Source organism: Mangrovibacter plantisponsor (assembly GCF_003182475.1).
GTDB classification, from domain to species: Bacteria; Pseudomonadota; Gammaproteobacteria; order Enterobacterales; family Enterobacteriaceae; genus Mangrovibacter; species Mangrovibacter plantisponsor.
Genome location: NZ_QGTS01000001.1, coordinates 515,907 through 538,969, shown reverse-complemented (window position 1 = coordinate 538,969; position 23,063 = coordinate 515,907). Strand labels below are relative to the sequence as shown.

The window sequence follows — 23,063 nt, the reverse complement described above, 5'->3', positions numbered from 1 at the left end:
GATGGTGGAGGCGTAAAGCCCGAATCACAGGGTTTTTTTATGCCCGTTGGCACGTCGCAGGCTCACCTGTATAAGCGTGTTGCCTCATAATGATGCAACCGCAGCCTCATTGATGGCTAATGCCTGCATAAATAAATTAATCACCGGGTTAATTTTTTTTCCTTTTTTTAGCATCAGATAAAAAGGTGTTTCTGCCACCAGCTTTTCATTACTGAGTGCCTGCAGTAAGCCCCGATCAATATAGCTTTGCGCATAATGTTCCGGGAGGTAACCAATAAAGTGCCCGGTTAATATTAGCATAGCAACTGACTCTACCTGAACAGCCTGTATTTTTGTGTCGTGAACCGGCAGGATACCACTGGTATCGCGGTGTGAAACATACATGTGATTAATCATTTTTTGTTGTTTTATTGTATCAATAGAAACATTATTTTCCGCTTCTTTATTAAATAATGGGTGAGATGAAGAACAATAAATTTTCGAGGTTTCATGATATAAAAGGAAATATTCAAAGGCTTCTTTTTTTTCGTATACAGGGCCAATTCCACAATGAAAACGCCCCTCGCTAATACCTCTTTCTATATCTTCTAATTGTGATGTCTGCAGGCGGATATTTACTTTTGGTGCATTCTGGTGCAATTGTTGCACCGCTTTGGTGACAGGTGATTGAGTGTCTGAAATAGTATTATCAACCACGCTAATTGCGATGTCTCCAAGAACTTCATTGCGGCTGCTGTGAACCCTCTCACGGAAAGTATTAAGTGAAACAAAGAGTTCCAGTGTTGCCTGGTATACGTTTACACCATATTCAGTCAATTCAAATCCTTCGCGCCCGCGGCTACATAAGGTCATCCCAAGGCGTATTTCAAGGTCGGAAACCTGTTTGCTAATTGCGGCAAGGCCAATATTCAGTTCATGGCTGGCCGCCGTCATTCCCCCGGCTTCAACCACACATTTAAACACCCGCAGTAATTTAAGGTCGATGTTATTTAATGAAAGTGTTGTTCCGTCATTACGATTCATCGCGCTGTTTCCATTGCCCGGACTTGCCATGTTTCCATAATGAGAAACTTTACTTTCCATTTTTACTATTTAACTCCGTAAATATTGCGGTAAAAGTACAGTGAACATGAAATGAATTAAGTTTTCCAGTGATTGTAAAAATAAGTTTTTATTATTACCGGAAACGAAATCATTTATCGCCGTCTTGAAAGGGAAACAGCATGTCTGAAAATGCAGAGCGCCTTTGGGGAGCGCGTTTTAAATCCGCCCCAGCCGCGAGCCTGAGTGCGTTATCACGCAGCCCAGAGCACTATTTCTCACTGGCTCCTTACGATCTCGCCGGGTGCCGGGCCCATGCCAGAGAGCTGGAAAGAGCCGGGTTGCTCAGTGCTGAAGAGTTATCAGCCATGCTGGTGGCGATTGATAAGCTGGACCAGGATTTTCGTGCCGGGCTGGTTTCACCGATTATTGCGGATGAAGACGTTCATACATTTATTGAACGTGTACTGGTTGAACGCCTGGGGGAATTGGGCGGCAAGTTACGCGCAGGCCGGTCTCGTAATGACCAGACAGTGAATGATTTGCGTCTCTACCTGCGGGATAACGGGCGCCGTGTAGCCAGTGCATTGCTGGAGTTACAACAGGCTCTGATGGGGCAGGCAGCCCAGCATCTTAACAGTGTTGCTCCAGGTTTTACCCACCTTCAGCAGGCTCAGCCCATTGTTTTTGGACACCAGTTACTGGCTCACGCTCAGTCTTTCGCCCGGGATATTTCACGTATGCAGGACTGGGATCAGCGCAGTGCATACTGCCCTCTGGGCGCTGCGGCCATGGCTGGTTCCGCTATTGCCCGCCAACCGGAGCTTGCAGCGCAGGAACTGGGGTATATCGCAGCCTGTGAGAACTCTATTGATGCCGTTGCCAGCCGTGATTTTGCCGCGGAATTCTTGTTTGTGACTGCCATGATAGCCGTCAACCTGTCGCGCTTGTGCGAGGAAGTCTGCCTCTGGTCATCTCGCCAGTTCCGTTGGGTTGAACTGGATGACAGCTATGCCACGGGTAGCTCGATTATGCCGCAAAAGAAAAACCCGGATATTGCCGAGCTGACCCGTGGGCGCAGTGGTCGCCTGGTCGGAAACCTGATGGCATTACTGACCACCATGAAAGCGATGCCACTCTCCTATAACCGGGATTTAAGTGATGACAAGCGCAATGTCATTGATGCGGTAGAGACCCTGTTACTGGTTCTGCCTGCCATGTCTGGCATGGTTGCCACCCTGAAATTCGATACACAAAGAATGGCTCAGCAGGCGCCAGAAGGCTTCACCCTGGCAACAGAGGTGGCGGACTGGCTGGCAATGCGCGGGGTGCCATTTAAACATGCCCATGAAATTACTGGGCAACTGGTACAACTGTGCGAACAACAGCAGTGCGCGCTGGATGCGCTGAGCGATGCCCAACTGCAATCGGTAGATGAGCGCCTGACACCTGACGTTCGCGAGGCCCTGACTCTGGAAGCGGCATTAGCTGCCCGCCACGGTTTCGGTGGCACCGCGCCGCACTGTGTTGAACAGCAGTTAGCCCGCCTGCAAACACTGACTGAATCCCAGTTGCGCTGGACCCGGGATTACACAGGGCCGCGAGCCTGAAGGAGGCAGGATGGAACAATCAACCCCGCTTGCAACATCATCACCGGCGCACAACAGCCGCACACAGTATGACCTGGATAAATACCAGGTCGTCCCGCGCCGTTACTACGGGCGAATTACTGCCTCGGTTGTGATTTTGTTCCTGGTGGCAATGCTGGTGAATGCTTTTGCCCACGGCAATATTGAATGGCGCTATGTCGGGCAGTTTTTTACGGCCAAAGCCATTCTTCAGGGGGTGATGAACACCCTGATTATGTCGATTCTGGCCATGATGCTGGGCGTGGTTTTTGGTGTGGTGGCGGCAATTATGTATATGTCGCCCAACCCGGTGTTGCATTACCTCGCAGTGGTCTATGCCTGGATTTTTCGTGGCACTCCACTGATTCTGCAATTACTGCTGTGGTTCAACCTCGCACTGGTATTCCCGGTGATTTCCATACCCGGCCTGTTCAGTGTGCAAACCGTACACGTAATGACACCATTTCTGGCCGCTTTGCTGGGGCTGAGTATCAACCAGGGAGCGTATACCTCCGAAGTGGTTCGTGCCGGTTTGCTGTCTGTGGATATTGGCCAGTATGAAGCGGCGAAATCTATTGGCATGCCGCGCCTGCAGGCTTTACGCCGCATTATTTTGCCCCAGGCGATGCGAGTTATTCTGCCGCCAATTGGTAATGAATTTATCAGCATGATCAAAACGACCAGTCTGGCGAGCATGATTCAGTACTCCGAATTGCTCTACAACACGCAAAACATCTACTTCGCTAACGCGCGTGTGATGGAGCTGCTGTTTGTGGCTGGTATTTGGTATCTGATGATTGTCACGGTGCTCTCTTTTGGCCAAAGCCAACTGGAGCGTTATTTCTCCCGCGGTCATCGCCGCCGCCAGTAACTGGAGAGCCTCATGAGAAACATTGTTCGTGCCATGAAGGTGAACAAATATTTTGACCAGTTCCACGCGCTGAAAGATGTCAGTCTGGAGGTGAATTACGGCGAGGTGATGTGCATTCTCGGGCCATCTGGTTCAGGGAAAAGTACCTTTCTGCGTTGTATTAACCAGCTTGAAAAGGTGGACAGGGGCGGGATCTGGATAGACAACGAATTGGCTGGCTATCGCATTGCGGGCGATAAGCTGTACCCGCTCAGTGACAAACAAATTGCCCGCCAGCGCCTGCATACCGGCATGGTTTTCCAGCGCTTTAACTTATTTCCCCATAAAACTGCGCTGGAGAATATCACTGAAGGCCCATGCAATGTGTTATTGCGCCCAAAACGCGAAGCAACTGAAGAAGCAATGGCATTGCTGGAGCGGGTTGGTTTGGCAAACAAAGCACACGCCTACCCGCAGTCGCTCTCTGGCGGGCAACAGCAGCGCGTTGCCATTGCCCGGGCACTGGCCATGAAACCAAAACTGATGCTGTTCGATGAACCCACTTCGGCACTGGATCCCGAAATGGTGGGGGAAGTGTTGGCTGTCATGCGTCAACTGGCGCAGGAGGGCACAACAATGCTGGTGGTGACCCACGAAATGGGCTTTGCCCGCGAGGTTGCCAACCAGGTGGTGTTTATGGATGAAGGCCAGATTATTGAGCAGGGCGCACCAGAAGAGATTCTGCTCAACCCGCGTAACCCGCGGATGAAAAATTTCATTAATGCCATTCTCCTTTAATTAACCGGGGTAAACCATGAAGAACGTGTTTCTGAGCGTGATAGCAACTGCACTCGTTGTCCAGGCCTCCAGCACCTGGGCGGCAACTGAATTACCAGCATCCATTAAGGCAAAAGGCGAAATTACCGTGGCAATTATGCCGAACTACCCGCCAATGGATTTTAAAGACCCGACCAGCAATCAGTTAACCGGTGTGGATTACGATCTGGGCGTTGCCATTGGCAAAGAGCTGGGTATCAAAGTGAACTGGCAGGAAATCGCGTTTGAGCAGATGGTCAATGCTGTAGTAACCAAACGAGTCGATATGGTGATGTCAGGTATGACAGATACCAAAGAACGCCAGAAAGTGGTCGATTTTATTGACTACTTCAAAACCGGCCCACAGTTTTACACGCTGACCGCCCGTCAGGATCTCCAGCATGATATTGATTTGTGTGGCAAACATGTTGGCACCAGCCGCCGTACTACATTCCCGCAGGAAATTGCTAACTGGAGCAAATCCCATTGCGAAGCTGCGGGTAAACCGGCCGTTGTGGTTGTGGGTACTGAAGGTAGCGCGGATGCACGCACGCAGTTACGCCAGCGCCGCCTGGATGCAGCTGTGCAGGGGAGCGAAACGCTGCCTTACATTATGGGCCTCGAAAAGGGAACCTTTAAGCCACTGGATAAAGCATTCGCCTTCCAGTACACCGGGATGGCGATTGGCAAGGACAACACTGCATTACGTGATGCCATTCAGGGCGCGTTGAATGACATGATTGCTAATGGCACCTATCAAAAAATCCTCACTAAATGGGGCTTATCAGATAACGGTGTTGCCAAAGCCACCGTCAACCAGGGCTAAAGCAGGAGCAGATGATGCAATCACCGGGTGAATTGCGTTGGCCTGAGGGAAAACGCGGTTGTATGGCGCTGGCGTTTGATTTAGATGGGCCAACTGGCGATGCCATGCTTAATGGCAGTATCTGGTCTTCGCCGGAGTACTTTACCTTTGGCTCGTATGGGCCATTTCGGGCACTCGGTCGTTTGCTCGATTTACTGCAAGACTTTCAGTTACCTGCCACGTTTTTTGTTCCGGCCTGGGTTGTTGAGCACTGGCCGGAACAATGCCGCGCCATCGTGGAGCAGGGGCATGAAGTTGCGTTTCATGGTTATCGGCATGAATCGTTTTTTGCCCTGAGCCCTGATGAACAACATGCAGTGATGGCGAAATCCGCAGAAATCTTTCAACGCTATTTAGGTATCACCGCACGGGGGTTTCGTACCCCGTCGGGAGACTGGCATGCCAGTACCCCTGAAGTGCTCAAAGCGGCAGGTGTTCTCTATTCGAGCAGTATGCGTGGCGATGATCGCCCTTATTGCATTGAGGTTGCGGGTTTCCCGCCCCTGGTGGAAATTCCTGGTAAGTGGGAAATGGATGACTACGCCTCACTGGCTTATACCCGAAACCCGGATTTCCCCAAAGGGGGAGACCGTACTGCCAGCTATGCACTGACGCTGGATAACTGGCAACGGGAATTTGATGGCGCCATGGATGAAGGATTATGCCTGACAACTTTGTTCCACCCCAAAATCTCCGGGCAGCCCGGACGCATTTTGTTGCTGGAGAAATTCTTTGCCCATATGACTTCCCGTGACGACGTGTGGTTTGCCCGCTGTGATGCCGTCGCTGAGTGGTATATGCAGGAGTGTCAACATGCCGGATAAAAACACAATGTTTACCGGGAGTACTTCGCCCTGGCCGCAGGGGTACCGTTCTGCTGCGGTTATCACCATTGATTTTAATGATATCTACGGCATTTTGACCCAGGCTCCTGCTGTTGAAGGGCGGGATAAAACATTGTCTGTCTGGCGCTATGGCACGCTGCGCGGTGTGGACCGTTTACTGAATCTGCTGGCGAAAAAACAGGTGAAAACCACCTGGTGCCTGCCTGCCATTGTGGCGCAAGAACAGCCACTGCTGCTGGAACGGATTTTGGCAGAAGGGCACGAAGTTGCCTGCGCTGGCGACCAGCACGAAGATTTTTCCGCTATGAGCCTGGAAGAGCAGGTTGCCTGTGCGCGCCGCGCTACAGAGAAACTGACAGCGTTATGTGGCCGTGCGCCACGGGGTTTTCGTACTCCTGCCGGGCAGTGGAAACCCGGGTTTGCTCAGGCACTGAGCGGCATGGGGTTTCAGTGGTCTTCATGCTGGCGGGGCGATGACCTGCCGTATTTCCATCCGGGCACACCTCTGGTTGAGTTACCGCTGCATTATGAACTGGAAGATGAACCCTATTTCGCGTTTAACCTCAGCCCGGCAGTACCACCTGGCCAGTCGCGTATTGCGTCCTACCAGGAAACACTGGCGAACATGACCCAGGATTTTTACGGTTATCACCGGTTCGGTTTGTGTTACTTACTCCGTTTACACCCGGAAATTATGGGGACGGCAGGCCGAATTTCATTACTGGAAGCGCTGATTGATACGTTGCAACAACAACCCGTCTGGTTAACCACCGCGGAGTCTGTGGCCGAACACTGGCGTTCTTCTCAACCCGCTAATACGCCAGACCACCCGGCGGAAATATTCCAGCGGTTGTGGGAGCAAAATCATGGCTGAACCAGTGATTGATTATGCGCACTCGCTGGGTGAGTTCATTGCCTCTACAGGCTACAGCGATTTTCCGCCGCACCTGGTGGAAAAAGCCAAACGCCATTTTTTAGATACCCTGGGCGCTATGCTCGCAGGCACAGACAGTGATATCTGGCATCAGTGTGCTGCATTAGCCAGGGAAGAAGGTGGGCATGCACAGTCCCTTCTTGTCGGGCAGGCGTGGCGGGTAACCCCGCGCCAGTCGGCCTGGCTGAATGGTGTTGCTGCACATATGTATGAACTGGATGATACCGGTGGCTGTGACCACTCCGGAGCGGTGGTAATGCCGGCCATTCTCGCGGCATTACCGCTGGTGGGGAACGTTGTTGACGGGCAGCGTTTGCTGACCGCGTTTATTATTGGCTATGACATTGGCCGCCGTGTGCTGGAAGCCTGTGGCGGTTATAACGCTCATAACGAAGCAGGCTGGCACTCGACGGCAACTTGCGGGGTATTTGGTGCCACTGCCGCAGTATGCAACCTGCTCCGGTTGCCCCCTGCTCAGTGCAGTGCTGCCCTAGGTATTGCGGGCAGTTTCAGTAGTGGCCTGTGGGCTTTTATACACGATGGTTCACAAACTAAAAAACTGCATGCTGGCCGGGCTGCTGAGAGTGGGCTGTTTGCCGCGCAACTGGCACAAAGAGGCATTCAGGGGCCGGGTGCTATTTTCGCTGAAAAATGGGGCGGTTTTTTGCAAACCATTGCACCTCACAGCCAGCTACCTGAGGCACTGGTGGCATCGCTCGGGCAAGTCTGGAAACTGGCGCGTTGCTCAATCAAACCTTATGCCTCATGCCGGGGAACCCATTCAGCGGTTGATGCACTGAACCAGTTGTTATCTGTGCAGCCTTTAGCTCAGGTGCAGCGCATACATGTCCGGCTGAACCCATTTTTAATGGAGATGTGCGGTGGCCGGTCAACTGACAGCCTGGCTGCGGCACAAATGAGCCTGCCTTATGCGTTGGCTGCGCGTTTATGTTACGGCAGTGCCGGGCTGGAAAGTTACAGCGAAGAAAAGCGGCTTTCGCCACAAGTGAGCGATATGATGGCGCGCATTATTCTGGAAGTTGATGCGTCTCAACAAGGTGATGAAGAACCGGTGGTTATCTTGCACACTACCAGTGGCCGTGTGGCGCAGGTTCAGGTGCCGGTACCTTCAGGTTCTCCGGGAAACCCCCTGAGTGATGAGGCATTGCTGGCAAAATTCCACCAGCTTGCCAGCCGGGTGTTGCCGGAGGCGCTCTGCAGAGAACTCGAGCAGATTTGCCTGCATTTGGATGGTTACCCGGATACTGCTGCGTTACTCAATATACTTAGCCGGGAAGAAGCACAAACAAGGGACGAGGCTGCGCGGTGAAACGGGTGAACGTTGCTTAAAAAAGCAGAATACAGCAGAAACAAAAAAGAAGGAAAACCGGGTTTTCCTTCTTTTTAGAAACGCCAGCACAGTTATGTTGTGCCTGGCACTGGAGTGAAATCAGGCGATGCCGGGTTTCAGAATGCGAATGTGCATATCCAGCACATCATTCTTCGTTTTTTCCCCGAATGCTTTCATATGCGGCGTTTCCAGGTGCGCTTTGAGATGTGCGGCGCTTTCCCACACTTCAACCATCACAATGGAATCAGGTGCAGTTGCCTGAAAATCCAGAGAGGTGTTCTCATCCACCATTGGGGTGTAGCCATGGCAACCTTCTTCCTGAAGAACAACAGGTACCAGGGTTTTAAATTCATTCAGCACGGCCTGGCGATGATGAGCGCCTGGACGTGTGCGAATTTCAGCAATCACTGTCAGCATAAATTCACTCCTTTTTAAATGTGCTAACAGTTAAGCAAAAATTGCCCGCAGATGCTCGCGATATTGTGCAATATAATGCGGCACATCTGGTTGCTTAATCACATCGTTGGCAATAAACGTGGGTAAACTTTCCAGGCCAATAAACTGATTGGCTTTGTGGAACGGCAGGTAGACGCCATCCACCCCTACGCCGTGGAAGAACTGTTCTTTGTCGGTAAATGCTTCCAGTGGAGCGTTCCAGGTCAGTGACAGCATATATTTTTTACCCTGCAGCAGGCCGCCTGAACCATATTTTTTGCTGGCGTCTGAACGGGTACGGCCATCACTGGCGTACAGGCTGCCATGGCCTGCGGTGAACACGTCATCTATGTATTTTTTAACGGTCCAGGGCGCGCCCATCCACCAACCAGGCATTTGCCAGATAATGGCGTCAGCTGCCAGGAAGCGGGCAACTTCATCGTCAACATTGTAATCGCTGTCGGCAACGCTCACTGTTACTTCGTGGCCCAGCTCACGTAATTGAGCTACAGCTTCTTCGGTCAGCGTATTATTCAGTTGGCCGGCGGAATGTCCAAATGACTTGGCACCATTAACAATCAGTATGTTACTCATGGTCTCTTTCCGATAAGTTAAGATGCAGAAGATTTTATCGTGATGTGCGTCACACCTGTAGTGGAAAGACAGGCAAAGACTTTTGCTCTGGGAGCAATAATGCGCTTCTTGTGACTCTCTACGCCAGATAGGGTACTATCGGCGACAATAGTGCCATTCAACTTTGCTTCGGCCAGTCAGTTTGAGGGTTAAGAATTAATGAGTGAGATTACTCATGACGGCGTAGAGCGCCGTGCTCTACATGAATTTACGGAAAGTGCGTATCTCAATTATTCCATGTACGTCATCATGGATCGCGCATTACCATTTATTGGCGATGGGCTGAAACCCGTTCAGCGGCGTATTGTGTACTCCATGTCTGAACTGGGGCTCAATGCAGCGGCTAAATTCAAAAAGTCGGCACGTACCGTTGGTGATGTTCTGGGTAAATACCATCCCCATGGCGACAGCGCCTGCTACGAAGCAATGGTGCTAATGGCGCAACCCTTCTCCTACCGCTATCCACTGGTAGACGGCCAGGGGAACTGGGGGGCACCGGATGATCCGAAGTCCTTCGCAGCGATGCGTTATACCGAATCCCGTTTGTCGCGTTATGCCGAAGTACTGCTTAGTGAACTGGGCCAGGGAACGGTTGATTATGTTCCTAACTTTGACGGGACGCTCAGCGAACCGAAAATGCTGCCAGCCCGTTTACCAAATATTCTGTTAAACGGCACCACAGGCATTGCTGTGGGGATGGCGACAGATATTCCGCCTCATAACCTGCGTGAAGTGGCTCAGGCTGCAGTAACCCTGATTGAAAACCCAAAAACCACGCTGGATGCCTTGCTGGATATAATCCATGGGCCGGATTACCCCACTGAAGCGGAAATCATTACCTCCCGTGAAGATATCCGTCGCATTTACCAGAACGGGCGTGGTTCTGTGCGCATGCGCGCTGTCTGGAATAAAGAAGATGGCGCTGTGGTTATTACTGCGCTGCCTTACCAGGTTTCAGGTGCACGGGTTCTGGAACAAATCGCCAGCCAGATGCGGGCGAAAAAACTGCCCATGGTTGACGACCTGCGCGATGAGTCCGACCACGAGAACCCGACTCGCCTGGTGATTGTGCCGCGCTCTAATCGCGTGGATATGGAACAGGTTATGAACCACCTGTTTGCCACTACCGACCTTGAGAAAAGCTACCGCGTTAACCTGAACATGATTGGTTTGGATGGCCGCCCGGCGGTTAAAAACCTGCATGAAATTATCAGCGAGTGGTTAGTTTTCCGTCGTGATACAGTGCGCCGCCGCCTGAGTTTCCGGCTTGAGAAAGTGCTGAAACGCCTGCATATCCTCGAAGGTTTGTTGGTTGCGTTCCTGAATATTGATGAAGTTATTGAAATCATCCGTACTGAAGATGAACCGAAGCCAGCGCTGATGTCGCGCTTTGGTATCTCAGATACCCAGGCGGAAGCGATTCTTGAACTGAAATTACGCCACCTTGCCCGCCTGGAAGAAGTGAAAATCCGTGGTGAGCAGAGTGATCTGGAAAAAGAACGCGATACACTGCAGGGCATTCTCGCTTCTGAGCGGAAAATGAATAACCTGCTGAAAAAAGAGTTACAGGCAGATGCGCAGGCTTATGGCGATGACCGCCGTTCTCCGTTACACGAACGTAGTGAAGCGAAGGCGATGAGCGACCATGAAATGATGCCGTCAGAACCCGTTACGATTGTGTTGTCGCAAATGGGTTGGGTTCGCAGTGCCAAAGGCCATGATATTGATGCCGCCGGGTTAAATTATAAAGCGGGCGACAGTTTTATGGCCGAGGCCAAAGGCAAGTCCAACCAGCCTGTGGTATTTATTGATTCCACCGGGCGCAGCTATGCGCTGGACCCGGTGAACCTGCCGTCTGCCCGTGGGCAGGGGGAACCGCTTACCGGTAAACTGACGCTGCCGCCGGGTGCGGTGGTTGAACAGGTTCTGATGGCTCCGGATGAGCAGAAACTGTTAATGGCTTCCGATGCCGGTTACGGTTTTGTGTGTACCTTTAATGACCTGGTTGCCCGTAACCGTGCGGGTAAAGCAATGATTAGCCTGCCGGAAAATGCCCGTGCATTGCCGCCGTTATGGGTAAATCATGATGATGATATGTTACTGGCGATTACTACCGCCGGGCGTATGCTGATGTTCCCGGTTCGTGATTTACCGCAACTCTCGAAAGGTAAAGGCAACAAAATTATCTCCATCCCTGCGGCCGATGCCGCGAGCGGGAAAGATAAACTGGCCTGGTTGCGTGTTCTGCCACCACAAAGCACGGTAACAATCCATGTAGGTAAACGGAAGCTGAAACTGCGCCCGGAAGAGTTGCAAAAAGTCCATGCGGAACGTGGGCGCCGGGGAGCGGTTATGCGTGGCTTGCAACGGATTGATAATATCGAGATAGACTCGCCAGCCCGCTCTGATGACGAGAGCGAGGCATAAAAAGAACAGGGGAGTGGTGCCTCACTCCCCTGAATTCGTATGATTTTTTTCACCTCACCATTGTTTGTTATGGCGAAGCGTCTGACAATGCTTGCTCCAGTTATGGTGAATAGCTGGTCTGCAAATAGTGGTTGCTAATGTTATTCAGGGGACAGGATAAAAGGCGTTGAACCCTGCCTGAAACTGAAATTATACCAGGGCTCTGGTGAACATCGCCTGTGTCTTCAGAGGTTGCTATGCTTTTGATTATTCGTTTTATTATTGTCGTATTCTACAGTATTTTGGTGTGTGTTTTCGGTTCGATTTACTGCCTCTTCAGCCCCAGAAACCCGCGCCATGTCGCCACGTTTGGCCACCTTTTTGCCCGCCTTTCGACTGTATTTGGGTTAACTGTGGAAATCCGCAAACCATCCGGCGCGGAAAATTTTGGTAATGCTATTTATATTGCCAACCACCAGAACAACTACGATATGGTTACGGCGTCTTACATAGTTCAGCCATCAACCGTAACGGTGGGCAAAAAAAGTTTATTGTGGATCCCCTTTTTTGGGCAGTTGTACTGGCTGACAGGCAATCTGCTGATAGATCGCAATAACCGGGCAAAAGCACATGGTACGATTGCCCAGGTAGTTCAGCAGATTCGCGAGCGTAATATCTCCATCTGGATGTTTCCGGAAGGAACGCGAAGCCGTGGTCGTGGCTTATTGCCTTTTAAAGCAGGGGCATTTCATGCCGCGCTGGCTGCCGGAGTGCCTGTCATTCCTATCTGTGTTTCCAACACCAGCAATAAAATTAAACTTAATCGCTGGCGTAATGGGCTGGTGATAGTTGAAATGTTGCCACCCATTGATACCAGTGGCTTTGGTAAAGATCAGGTCCGTGAACTGTCTGCGCATTGCCGCCAGTTGATGGAAGAAAAAATTCGCGCACTGGATGAAGAAGTTGCTTTGCGTGAAGCGGGAAAAGTTACGTCCGAGAAAAACGAACAACGTTAAGCCTCTTTCTGGCCATTTTTAGGCGGGAAAGGTGTCCCGCCAAATTTATTCAGTTTACATGGAGCAATTATGTCACTCAGCCGGCGTCAGTTTATTCAGGCATCTGGCATTGCACTGGGCGCGGGGGCGTTGCCGTTAAAAGCCAATGCTGCCACCCAGTTGCCTCTTCCTGTTCCGCCATTGCTGGAGTCCCGGCGCGGGCAACCTTTGTTTCTGACGCTGCAAAGCGCTCACTGGTCATTTGCGGCCGGGACGCGTGCTCAGGTATGGGGGTTCAACGGGCGTTATATGGGGCCAACCATTCGGGTATGGAATGGTGATGATGTCAAAATGATTTACAGCAACCGGTTAACGGAAAATGTCGCGATGACGATTTCCGGGTTGCAGGTTCCGGGGCCTCTGATGGGCGGCTCGGCGCGCATGATGACACCTAACGCAGACTGGGCGCCGGTGCTGCCGATTCGCCAGCAGGCTGCAACGTTGTGGTACCGCGCAAACACGCCAAACCGTTCCGCCGAGCAGGTTTACAAAGGGCTGGCGGGGATGTGGCTGGTGGAAGATGACGTCAGTAAATCATTGCCTGTCCCTAACCACTACGGAGTGGATGATTTCCCGGTAATTTTGCAGGACAAACGGCTGGATAACTTTGGCGCGCCAACCTACAGCGAACCTTCCGATGGCGGGTTTATTGGTGATACCTTGCTGGTCAATGGCGTGCAGGGCCCTTATGTCGAAGTTTCGCGAGGCTGGGTGCGCCTGCGTTTGCTTAATGCGTCGAATGCCCGGCGTTACCAGCTACGTATGTCTGATGGCCGGCCGCTGCACGTTATTTCCAGTGATCAGGGTTTTTTACCGGCACCCGTATCCGTTTCTCAGCTCTCTCTTGCGCCCGGTGAACGCCGTGAAGTGCTGGTGGATATGAGTAATGGTGATGCCGTCTCCATTACCTGCGGGGAATCTGCCGGCATAATGGAACGCATTCGTGGCTTTTTTGAACCATCCAGCATTCTGATTTCAACGTTAGTATTAACGCTACGCCCAACAGGGTTGTTGCCCCTGGTTACCACCCCACTTCCTGCGCGCCTGTTACCTGAGGATATTATTGCCGGTTCTTCGACACGCAGCCGTGATATTTCTCTGGGTGATGATCCGGGTATTAATGGTCAGTTGTGGGACGTGAACCGCATTGATATTGAAACCCTGCAAGGGACCTGGGAGCGCTGGACCGTTCACGCCGATACGCCCCAGGCTTTCCACATCGAAGGTGTCATGTTCCAGGTGCGGAATGTGAATGGCGCTGCTCCCTTCCCGGAAGACAGAGGCTGGAAAGATACCGTCTGGGTTGACGGGCAGGTGGAATTGCTGGTGTATTTCGGCCAGCCGTCCTGGCCGCATTTCCCCTTCCTGTATTCCAGCCAGACACTGGAACTGGCCGACAGGGGCTCAATTGGGCAGCTATTAGTTCAACCTGCATCCTGATGCTTATCCACCTGATATCACTGAGCATTCAGGGGTGTCAGGTGGTAGCCAAGTGAACATAATTTGTTCAGCCCTCTTCTTTTCCTGCACTAACCGGGCGTATAATCGCGACCCTTTGATATCTTTTTACCTTTTTTCGGAAGCAATATGAGCCGTACCAGCCTGATTCAGCCCGAGCGCGACCTCTTTTCATGGCCCCAATATTGGGCTGCCTGCTTTGGTCCCGCCCCATTTCTGCCCATGTCCCGCGAGGAGATGGACCAATTAGGCTGGGATAGCTGCGATATTATTCTGGTTACTGGTGATGCCTATGTTGACCACCCGAGTTTCGGGATGGCGATTTGTGGCCGTATGCTGGAAGCGCAGGGGTTTCGTGTCGGGATTATTTCCCAGCCAGACTGGACCAGCAAAGACGCATTTATGGCACTGGGTAAACCCAACCTGTTCTTCGGTGTGACTGCGGGCAATATGGACTCCATGATTAACCGCTACACGGCAGACCGGAAATTGCGCCACGACGACGCATACACACCGGATAACGTCGCAGGTAAACGCCCGGATCGTGCCACCCTGGTTTACACTCAGCGTTGTAAAGAAGCCTGGAGCGATGTGCCGGTGATCCTTGGCGGTATTGAAGCCAGCCTGCGCCGTACCGCGCATTATGATTACTGGTCTGATACCGTTCGCCGTTCCGTACTGGTTGATGCCAAAGCAGATATGCTGATGTTTGGCAACGGCGAGCGCCCACTGGTGGAAGTGGCACACCGTTTATCGCAGGGTGAGCCGATCAGTGAAATTAAAGATGTGCGCAATACTGCAATCATCGTTCGTGAAGCACTGCCTGGCTGGGAAGGGGTGGACTCCACTCGCCTGGACACGCCCGGTAAGATAGACCCGATCCCGCATCCCTATGGCGAGGATTTGCCTTGTGCGGATAATAACAAAGCCGTTGAAGTGGGCGCGGGGGCAAAAGCTGAAGCTATCGTGGTACAGCCGCCAAAACTCAAGCAAAAGCCGTGGGAAAAGACTTACATTCTGTTGCCCTCCTATGAAAAAGTAAAAGGCGACAAAGTGTTGTATGCCCATGCTTCACGTATTCTGCACCATGAAACTAACCCCGGTTGCGCTCGGGCATTAATGCAAAAACAGGGTGATCGCTATATCTGGATCAACCCACCGGCAATTCCGCTTTCCACTGAAGAAATGGACAGCGTGTTCGCACTGCCTTACAAACGTGTACCGCATCCGTCATATGGCGACAGCCGTATTCCGGCGTATGAAATGATCCGTTTCTCAGTCAATATTATGCGTGGTTGCTTCGGCGGGTGTACTTTCTGTTCTATTACCGAACATGAAGGGCGCATTATTCAGAGCCGCTCAGAAGATTCAATCATCAATGAAATCGAGGCGATCCGCGATACGGTGCCAGGCTTTACGGGCGTGATTTCCGACCTGGGCGGGCCAACCGCCAATATGTATATGTTGCGCTGTAAATCCCCGCGCGCAGAGCAAACCTGCCGCCGTTTATCCTGCGTTTACCCGGATATCTGCCCGCACATGGATACCGATCACCAGCCGACAATTGACTTGTATCGCCGTGCTCGTGATCTGAGTGGTGTTAAAAAGATCCTGATAGCTTCTGGTGTGCGTTACGATCTGGCAGTTGAAGATCCGCGCTACATTAAAGAACTGGCAACTCACCATGTGGGTGGGTATTTGAAGATTGCGCCTGAACATACCGAAGAAGGCCCGTTGTCGAAGATGATGAAGCCGGGTATGGGAAGCTATCATCGCTTCAAAGAGCTGTTTGACAGCTATTCGAAACAGGCAGGTAAAGAGCAGTACCTGATCCCTTATTTTATTTCTGCGCACCCTGGTACGCGGGATGAAGATATGGTCAACCTTGCATTGTGGCTGAAGCAACACCGTTTCCGCCTGGACCAGGTACAAAACTTCTACCCGTCGCCGCTGGCGAATGCCACCACGATGTATTACACCGGTAAAAACCCGTTATCCAAAGTGAATTACAAGAGTGAGGATATTGTGGTGCCGCGTGGTGACAAGCAACGCCGCCTGCATAAAGCCTTGCTGCGTTACCATGATCCGGCCAACTGGCCGTTGATTCGCTCTGCACTGGAAGCTATGGGGAAAAAGCACCTGATAGGCCCGCGGCGCGAGTGCCTGGTGCCGTCACCAACAATGGAAGAAATGCGCGAAGCGCGCCGCCAGAACCGTAAGAGCCAGACAGCACTGACACGCCATACGCCAATGGCTCATCAGCGCCGGTCTCCTCAGGCAGCAACTGGCCGCGCACCTCAGGCCGCGCCTGCAGGCCGTACATCTCAGGCAGCAACTGGCCGCGCACCTCAGGCCGCATCTGCAGGCCGTGGGCCTCAGGCTACACCGGGGCGGTCTCCTCAGGCGGCGCAAAAACGTCGTAAACCTCAGGCCAAACAAGGCTAAAACAGGCTGGCTTAACAAATGAAAAAACGCCCTTCGTAATGAAGGGCGTTTGTTTGTGCGAGAGGCGCTTATATCGCCCTGCTTTGGTAAGATGCCAGGGCAGCCTTATGCTCCAAATTTATCCGGGTCCGGGCCAATACGCTTACCACAATCCAGTTTTGCCATCTCTGCCAGTTCTTCTTTTTCCAGGCGGAAATCCCAGACATTGAAGTTTTCAGCAATACGCGATGGGGTTACTGACTTCGGGATCACGACCAGGCCGTTATCCAGATGCCAGCGGATAATAATTTGCGCGGGGGATTTTCCGTATTTGTCTGCCAGATGGTGAATAATCTTTTGCTCAAAAATACCTTCACCAGCCCGGGCCAGTGGGCTCCAGGATTCCGTTTGTATTTGGTGGGTGGCATTCCATGCATGCAATGCACGTTGTTGAAATAACGGGTGCAGTTCAATCTGGTTGATCACCGGGTGCACGCCTGTTTCATCAATAATGTGCTGCAGGTGATCAATATTGAAGTTGCAGACACCGATACTCTTCACCAGCCCTTGCTGTTGAAGATCAATCATACTTTTCCAGGCTTCAATGTAGTGGCCTTTCGCCGGGACCGGCCAGTGCATCAGCCACAGGTCAATATAATCAAGCTGCAGTTTTTCAAGGCTTGTCTGGAGTGCCTGCGCAGGGCGCAGATGGTCAGCGTTCCACAATTTGGTGGTGATGAATAAGTCTTCGCGGGGGACATGACTATTTTTTAATGCCTGGCCAACGCCTTCTTCGTTGTGGTAGGCGGCCGCGGTATCTATTGCCCGGTAGCCCACATCCAGTGCACTACTTATGGCTGTTAGCACTTCTTCATTGCTGGCCTGCCAGACGCCTAAGCCAAGTTGTGGCATCAGGTTACCATCGTGCAGCTTTATCACACTTGCATTCGCCATTCTCTCCTCCTTTATTGAGCTGCCACCCGTAGCAGGTGGCAGCGAAGGGTCGAAACCAGGATCGTGAATGCTGGTTAGCGGGCCGCCTCATAAATACGGCGGCTTACTTCCAGGGTAATATCCTGATGCTCGCCCAGGTTGGTCATGCCGTGTTCTTCCAGTTTAGACAATAAGGCCGGAATAGTGCTGCCATCCAGACCATAATCGGATAAATGTGTTGGAATTCCCATGCTTTCAAAGAACTGGCGAGTGGCATCAATGGCCGCGTCAATACGGGCATCTTCGCTTCCTTCAGTGATGTTCCACACACGTTCAGCATATTGCAGCAGTTTTGCTCGTTTCTGTTCGCGTTTTTCATTCAGCAGCGCGGGCAGAACAATGGCCAGAGTTTGCCCGTGATCCAGGCCGTGCATCGCGGTGAGCTCGTGCCCCAGCATGTGTGTTGCCCAGTCTTGCGGCACACCAGCCCCAATCAGGCCATTAAGCGCCATGGTGGCGGCCCACATGATATTCGCCCGGACATCGTAGTTTTCTGGTTCTTTCAGCGCGACAGGGCCTTCTTCTTTCAGTGTCAGCAACAGGCCTTCAGCAAAACGGTCCTGAACTTTCGCATTAACCGGATAAGTGATGTATTGCTCAACGGTATGAATAAATGCATCAACCACACCGTTTGCCACCTGGCGGGCTGGTAATGTGTAGGTATAAACCGGGTCGAGAACCGCAAACAGTGGCTGAACATGTGGAGACATAAATGCACGTTTGTCGCCTGTTGTGCGGCGAGACACTACTGCGCCATTGTTTGATTCAGAACCGGTCGCTGGCAGTGTCAGCACGGAGCCCAGTGGCAGGGCACCTTTAATATTGCTGCCCCAGGTTTCCAGAATTTCCCAGGGATCCACGCCATCCTGGTATTGTGCTGCGGCGGCAATAAACTTCGTGCCATCCAGTACTGAACCGCCACCAACAGCCAGCAAGAAAGTAATATTTTCTTTCTTAACCACCTCTACGGCTTTCATCAGGGTTTCATACGCCGGGTTCGGTTCAATGCCACCAAAAGTTTGTACATTTAAACCATCCAGAGCAGTGAGCACCTGGTCAAGCACGCCAGTTTTTTTCACGCTGCCGCCGCCGTAGGTGATAAGAATGCGGGCATCTGCCGGAATATTTTCGCGCAGTGAAGACAGTGCACCTTTACCAAATAAAATGCGGGTAGGGGTATGTAAATCGAAATTGTTCATGGGGTGTACCCTTAGATAATTAATTATGCCCTGTGGGGCGTTGGCGTTTATTGTCTGATTCTACGCTCCATTGCTCAATGCTCATTTCTGCAATTGATTTGCCTATTTCTACAAAGTAATAGAGAAAGAATTCATTTCAGGTAGACTGTGCTTTGTCCGTATTCTCTCAACCTGGTAAGTAAAAATGAGCCGAAGTGAAATTTGCCTGGCGTTAAAAGAAAAGGTTAATCACCTGATAAATATAAAAAATACTTCTAATTTTTTTGGTGGTGAAATTAGCCTGCTCTATGGGGAATCTCCGTATCCCCGCACGCCGGTAATGTATGAACCAGGTGTTGTTTTTCTCTTTTCAGGCCACAAAACGGGTTATCTTAATGATCGTGTCTTTCGCTATGATGTGAACGAATATTTATTGCTGACAGTGCCATTGCCTTTTGAATGTGAAACTGCAGCAACACCAGAAGAACCGCTTGCCGGGTTACGCATCAACATCAACATCATGCAGTTACAGGCTCTGCTTATGGATATTGGCGAAGAGCCGGGGTTCCAGCCGCGTCCTGTATCCAGTGGTATTCATTCAGCACCTTTATCTGAACCCATTTTATGTGCTGTTGAGCGCTTGCTGGATGTGCTGGAAAGCCCGCTGGATGCGCGCATCCTGGGTAAAGCTATTATTCGGGAGATTCTTTATCATTTGTTGACCGGGCCGGTAGGTGGGGCATTACTGGCTTTGGTCAGCCGCCATACCCATTTCAGCCTGATTAGCCGGGCATTGCGGCGTATTGAAACTCAGTACCGCGATAACCTGACGGTCGACCAGCTGGCTATAGAAGCAAACATGAGCGTATCAGCGTTTCATCACAATTTTAAATCTGTCACCAGTACTTCACCGTTGCAGTACCTGAAAACCTACCGGTTACACAAAGCGCGTTTATTGATGCTGCATGACGGGATGAAAGCAGGGGCTGCGGCCATGCAGGTGGGCTACGAAAGCCCTTCTCAGTTCAGCCGGGAATTTAAACGTTACTTTGGGCTGACGCCCGGGGAAGATATTCTGAGAATGCGGGCAACGCAAACGAGTACCCGCAATCTGCTGAACACGGCTGTTCGCCAGTAGAACCCTGGCTGTTGGTTAGTTCACCGGGCGGTTATTGTTTGTCACAACGCCGCCCATCGGCTTTTTTTTAACAGCAACAATAATGGCCCCGAGTAACCCGGCGACCAGCAAAACAACCGGTAAAATCATTAACCCGGTCATGACCTGGTCTTCATGGCGTTTTACAAATGGAATCATACTCAGTGCATAACCCAGGCCGGTAACAGTGCCCACCCACAATATAGCACTCAGCCAGTTAAAGAACTGAAACCGGCGGTTGGACAGCCCGGACAACCCGGCAATGATGGGCAGAATGGTGCGCACAAATGCCAGAAAACGCCCCACCAACAGCGCCAGCAGACCATGGCGGTCGAACAAACAGGTTGCACGCTGGTGGTACTGCTCAGGCAGTTGATGTAACCAGCCTTTCACCATGCGCGTATTGCCCAGCCAGCGGCCTTGCAGGTAACTCAGCCAGCAGCCAAGGCTGGCAGCGGCGGTGAGCAACAATAATGTAGAAGTAAAATCCATTACACCCCGGCCAATCATTGCGCCAGCGAGTAACAGCAGGCTGTCCCCGGGAAGAAAGGCTGCAGGCAACAAGCCGTTCTCAAGGAACAGTGTTGCGAACATGATGCAATATACGATACCGATAACATGTGGATTAGTCAGAGCCACAAAATCATGGTGCCAAAGTGCAGCGATGATATTTTCGATAACAACCATGAAACATCCCGTGGAACAGCATAAATTATAGTAATTGTACCTGACGGATACAGTTTAACACCTTGATCCGGCGCTCAACATGGCACATCCCATACTCATGTATGACAACTTTTTTCAGACTTAAACCAAACTGAGTTAACCAATACGCTCCAGCCCGGCGGCGAGGTCGTCAATCAGGTCTGACACATTCTCAAGACCGATGTGAACGCGTACCAGGGTGCCAGTAAAGTCTACCTCACTCTCCGGCCTGATAGCGGCAATTTCTTCAGGTTGATTCGCTAAAATGAGTGACTCAAACCCGCCCCAGGAGTAGGCCATGCTGAAATGGCTGAAATTGTCCAGAAAATGGGCAAACTCAGCTTCGCTAAGGCGTTTTTTCAAAATAAAGGAGAACAGCCCGCTACAGCCGGTAAAATCGCGCTTCCAGAATTCATGGCCTTTACTGCCAGGCAAAGCCGGGTGGTTAACGCGCTCAACTGCCGGATGCTGTTGCAACCAGGTGGCAATAGCAATGCTGCTTTCCTGGTGTTGTTTCAGGCGCACACCCAGGGTACGTAAACCGCGGCTGGTCATGTACGCGGTATCGGCATCCAACATTTGCCCCATCAGGTAGGCATTTTCACGAAGTTGTTCCCAGCAACGGGCGTTGGAAACAGCGGTGCCAACCATCGCATCGGAATGGCCAATCAAATATTTTGTGCCAGCCTGAATTGAGATATCGACACCAAAATCCAGAGCCTTAAACAACACACCCGCAGCCCAGGTATTGTCCATCATAATAATGGCATTGGGGGCTTTCTCTCGTACTGCTTTGACGATAGCCGGGACATCATGCACTTCCATAGTAATGGAACCAGGGGATTCCAGAAAAACAACCCGCGTTTCCGGCCTGACCAGTTTGGCAATATCAGCGCCAATTAGCGGGTCAAACCAGGAGGTGGTCACGCCTAACCGGGAGAGGATTTTGGTGCACAAATCTTGCGTCGGTTCATACGCGGTGCGTGTTACCAAAATATGGTCACCTTGTTCAACGAAGGCCAGAATAGTATTTGCGACGGCCGCAGCGCCACAAGGAAACAGTGCGCAACCAGCACCACCTTCGAGTTCACACATAGCTTCCTGCAAGGAAAAATGCGTGAGGGTGCCGCGGCGGCCGTAAAATAACTCACCTGTTGCACGGCCTGCAGTAGCCTGCTTTTTAGCACTGACGGACTCAAATACCAGCGAGGATGCGCGCTGGATAACACTGTTAACAGAACCCTGGGTATAGCGCTTGTTACGGCCAGCAGTAATCAGCGCGGTTTCAAGATGTTTCTCTGACATTGCCTGTCCCTTTATACGTCTGGATGTCTAAATAAGTTACCACGCTTCTGCCGGGACCGGCACAGGGAAATTAGCGTCATAAGAAAAAGCGCGGAAAAAAGCGGTGAATTTCTGTCCTGGCGCAAAGAAAAAGAGTGTGATCCAGGTCATTATGTAAATACTAATGAGAACGACTATCAATTCGACGGTATTTTGATATGATACCGCCAATATTCATTTTTTTCATGTTGGTCCTGGAGATTCACTGTGGCAGAAAATTTGATGCAGGCGGATTTGTCCGTCTGGGGTATGTATCATCATGCCGATATTGTGGTGAAGCTGGTCATGATTGGCCTGTTGCTCGCCTCCGTGGTCACATGGGCGCTGTTCTTTCGCAAATTTACTGAACTGCTTGCCTGGAAACGCCGCCTGAATGGTGAGTATTCCGCGCTCTCAAGTGCCCGCTCTTTAGATGAAGCCAGCGAAACGGCTGCCGGTTTTCACGCCCGCAGTCTGAGTGCTCAGTTAATTAATGAAGCACAGGACGAACTGGTCCTTTCAGAAGACAGTACTGATAACGAAGGTATTAAATCGCGTACCAGTTTCCGTCTGGAGCGCCGCGTTGCGGCAACCGGGCGTTATCTGGGGCGTGGTAATGGCTTTTTGGCGACTATTGGCGCTATTTCTCCATTCGTCGGCTTATTCGGCACGGTCTGGGGCATCATGAACAGCTTTATCGGTATTGCGCAATCGCAAACAACGAACCTGGCAGTTGTGGCTCCGGGTATCGCAGAAGCGCTGTTGGCTACCGCAATTGGCCTGGTTGCTGCTATTCCAGCTGTGGTGATTTACAACGTTTTCGCGCGCATGATCGGTAATTACAAAGCCTCTCTGGGTGATGTGGCGGCGCAAGTCTTGTTACTGCAAAGCCGGGATCTGGATTTGGCCACGAGCCGTGAAGCACGAAATATCCAGCCCGCTCAGAAACTGCGTGTAGGTTGATGCC

The 23,063-nt window shown here is 51.5% G+C and carries 19 protein-coding genes and 1 pseudogene; 13 read left to right on the top strand and 7 right to left on the bottom strand.

The genetic code is table 11. The features are described 5' to 3' along the window. Nucleotides 1–84: 84 nt before the first annotated feature. Nucleotides 85–1,083, bottom strand: a complete 999-nt coding sequence (locus tag DES37_RS02570) for a LysR family transcriptional regulator (protein ID WP_110024717.1) — start codon at nucleotides 1,081–1,083, stop codon at nucleotides 85–87. 140 nt (nucleotides 1,084–1,223) lie between these two features. On the opposite strand from DES37_RS02570, the gene argH reads away from it, so the two are divergent. The 7 genes from argH to DES37_RS02535 are packed head-to-tail and all read left to right on the top strand — an operon-like array spanning nucleotide 1,224 to nucleotide 8,309. Further along, nucleotides 1,224–2,651 (top strand): argininosuccinate lyase, encoded by a 1,428-nt coding sequence (argH, locus tag DES37_RS02565; RefSeq protein WP_110024716.1) that lies wholly within the window; start codon nucleotides 1,224–1,226, stop codon nucleotides 2,649–2,651. A 10-nt stretch (nucleotides 2,652–2,661) separates the two neighbouring features. Continuing rightward, the gene (locus DES37_RS02560; protein WP_110024715.1) at nucleotides 2,662–3,540 is read left to right on the top strand and encodes an amino acid ABC transporter permease; all 879 of its coding nucleotides are present in this window, start codon (nucleotides 2,662–2,664) and stop codon (nucleotides 3,538–3,540) included. Between the two features lie 12 nt (nucleotides 3,541–3,552). Further along, nucleotides 3,553–4,317, top strand: a complete 765-nt coding sequence (locus DES37_RS02555; protein WP_036105682.1) for an amino acid ABC transporter ATP-binding protein — start codon at nucleotides 3,553–3,555, stop codon at nucleotides 4,315–4,317. A 16-nt stretch (nucleotides 4,318–4,333) separates the two neighbouring features. Continuing rightward, complete coding sequence (locus DES37_RS02550; RefSeq protein ID WP_110024714.1) at nucleotides 4,334–5,161, top strand: ABC transporter substrate-binding protein; 828 nt, start codon at nucleotides 4,334–4,336, stop codon at nucleotides 5,159–5,161. A gap of 14 nt (nucleotides 5,162–5,175) precedes the next feature. Continuing rightward, complete coding sequence (locus DES37_RS02545) at nucleotides 5,176–6,024, top strand: polysaccharide deacetylase family protein (RefSeq protein WP_110024713.1); 849 nt, start codon at nucleotides 5,176–5,178, stop codon at nucleotides 6,022–6,024. After that, nucleotides 6,014–6,919 carry a polysaccharide deacetylase family protein gene (locus tag DES37_RS02540; RefSeq protein WP_245929946.1) on the top strand — a complete coding sequence of 302 codons (906 nt, stop codon included), beginning with the start codon at nucleotides 6,014–6,016 and terminating at the stop codon, nucleotides 6,917–6,919. The genes DES37_RS02545 and DES37_RS02540 overlap by 11 nt, the downstream gene beginning before the upstream one ends. After that, entirely contained in the window at nucleotides 6,912–8,309 is a 1,398-nt protein-coding gene (locus DES37_RS02535; RefSeq protein ID WP_110024712.1) for an MmgE/PrpD family protein, read from the top strand. Before DES37_RS02540 ends, DES37_RS02535 begins: the two co-directional genes overlap by 8 nt. Nucleotides 8,310–8,429: 120 nt before the next feature. Here the strand turns inward: DES37_RS02535 and DES37_RS02530 are convergent, their stop codons facing one another. Continuing rightward, nucleotides 8,430–8,747 (bottom strand): putative quinol monooxygenase, encoded by a 318-nt coding sequence (locus tag DES37_RS02530; RefSeq protein ID WP_110024711.1) that lies wholly within the window; start codon nucleotides 8,745–8,747, stop codon nucleotides 8,430–8,432. A 30-nt stretch (nucleotides 8,748–8,777) separates the two neighbouring features. Beyond that, nucleotides 8,778–9,359 (bottom strand): NAD(P)H-dependent oxidoreductase, encoded by a 582-nt coding sequence (locus DES37_RS02525; protein WP_036105697.1) that lies wholly within the window; start codon nucleotides 9,357–9,359, stop codon nucleotides 8,778–8,780. A 198-nt stretch (nucleotides 9,360–9,557) separates the two neighbouring features. Here DES37_RS02525 and parC point away from each other — a divergent pair, with 198 nt between their 5' ends. The 4 genes and pseudogenes from parC to DES37_RS02505 all read left to right on the top strand — a co-directional run. Then, nucleotides 9,558–11,825, top strand: coding sequence for a DNA topoisomerase IV subunit A (parC, locus tag DES37_RS02520; protein WP_110024710.1), 2,268 nt, complete (start codon nucleotides 9,558–9,560; stop codon nucleotides 11,823–11,825). Nucleotides 11,826–12,061: 236 nt separating this feature from the next. Next, a complete protein-coding gene (locus DES37_RS02515) occupies nucleotides 12,062–12,820 on the top strand; it encodes a 1-acylglycerol-3-phosphate O-acyltransferase (protein ID WP_110024709.1) in 759 nt (252 codons plus the stop codon). Nucleotides 12,821–12,889: 69 nt separating this feature from the next. Next, entirely contained in the window at nucleotides 12,890–14,299 is a 1,410-nt protein-coding gene (ftsP, locus tag DES37_RS02510; RefSeq protein ID WP_110024708.1) for a cell division protein FtsP, read from the top strand. Between the two features lie 147 nt (nucleotides 14,300–14,446). After that, nucleotides 14,447–16,660: pseudogene (locus tag DES37_RS02505) on the top strand (YgiQ family radical SAM protein); the annotation flags it as partial. A gap of 207 nt (nucleotides 16,661–16,867) precedes the next feature. On the opposite strand, the gene dkgA reads toward DES37_RS02505, so the two are convergent. Further along, nucleotides 16,868–17,695: a 2,5-didehydrogluconate reductase DkgA gene (dkgA, locus tag DES37_RS02500; protein WP_110024707.1), complete on the bottom strand. Its 828-nt coding sequence runs from the start codon at nucleotides 17,693–17,695 to the stop codon at nucleotides 16,868–16,870. Nucleotides 17,696–17,769: 74 nt separating this feature from the next. Next, nucleotides 17,770–18,933: an alcohol dehydrogenase gene (gene yqhD / locus DES37_RS02495; RefSeq protein ID WP_110024706.1), complete on the bottom strand. Its 1,164-nt coding sequence runs from the start codon at nucleotides 18,931–18,933 to the stop codon at nucleotides 17,770–17,772. A gap of 184 nt (nucleotides 18,934–19,117) precedes the next feature. Between yqhD and DES37_RS02490 the strand changes: the two genes are divergently transcribed. Beyond that, complete coding sequence (locus tag DES37_RS02490; protein ID WP_051691284.1) at nucleotides 19,118–20,050, top strand: AraC family transcriptional regulator; 933 nt, start codon at nucleotides 19,118–19,120, stop codon at nucleotides 20,048–20,050. 15 nt (nucleotides 20,051–20,065) lie between these two features. Here DES37_RS02490 and DES37_RS02485 read toward each other — a convergent pair whose 3' ends face one another. Beyond that, complete coding sequence (locus DES37_RS02485; RefSeq protein WP_110024705.1) at nucleotides 20,066–20,755, bottom strand: DedA family protein; 690 nt, start codon at nucleotides 20,753–20,755, stop codon at nucleotides 20,066–20,068. A gap of 135 nt (nucleotides 20,756–20,890) precedes the next feature. Next, entirely contained in the window at nucleotides 20,891–22,078 is a 1,188-nt protein-coding gene (gene metC, locus DES37_RS02480) for a cystathionine beta-lyase (RefSeq protein WP_110024704.1), read from the bottom strand. A gap of 246 nt (nucleotides 22,079–22,324) precedes the next feature. Between metC and exbB the strand changes: the two genes are divergently transcribed. After that, nucleotides 22,325–23,059: a tol-pal system-associated acyl-CoA thioesterase gene (exbB, locus tag DES37_RS02475; RefSeq protein ID WP_110024703.1), complete on the top strand. Its 735-nt coding sequence runs from the start codon at nucleotides 22,325–22,327 to the stop codon at nucleotides 23,057–23,059. Nucleotides 23,060–23,063: the final 4 nt, after the last annotated feature.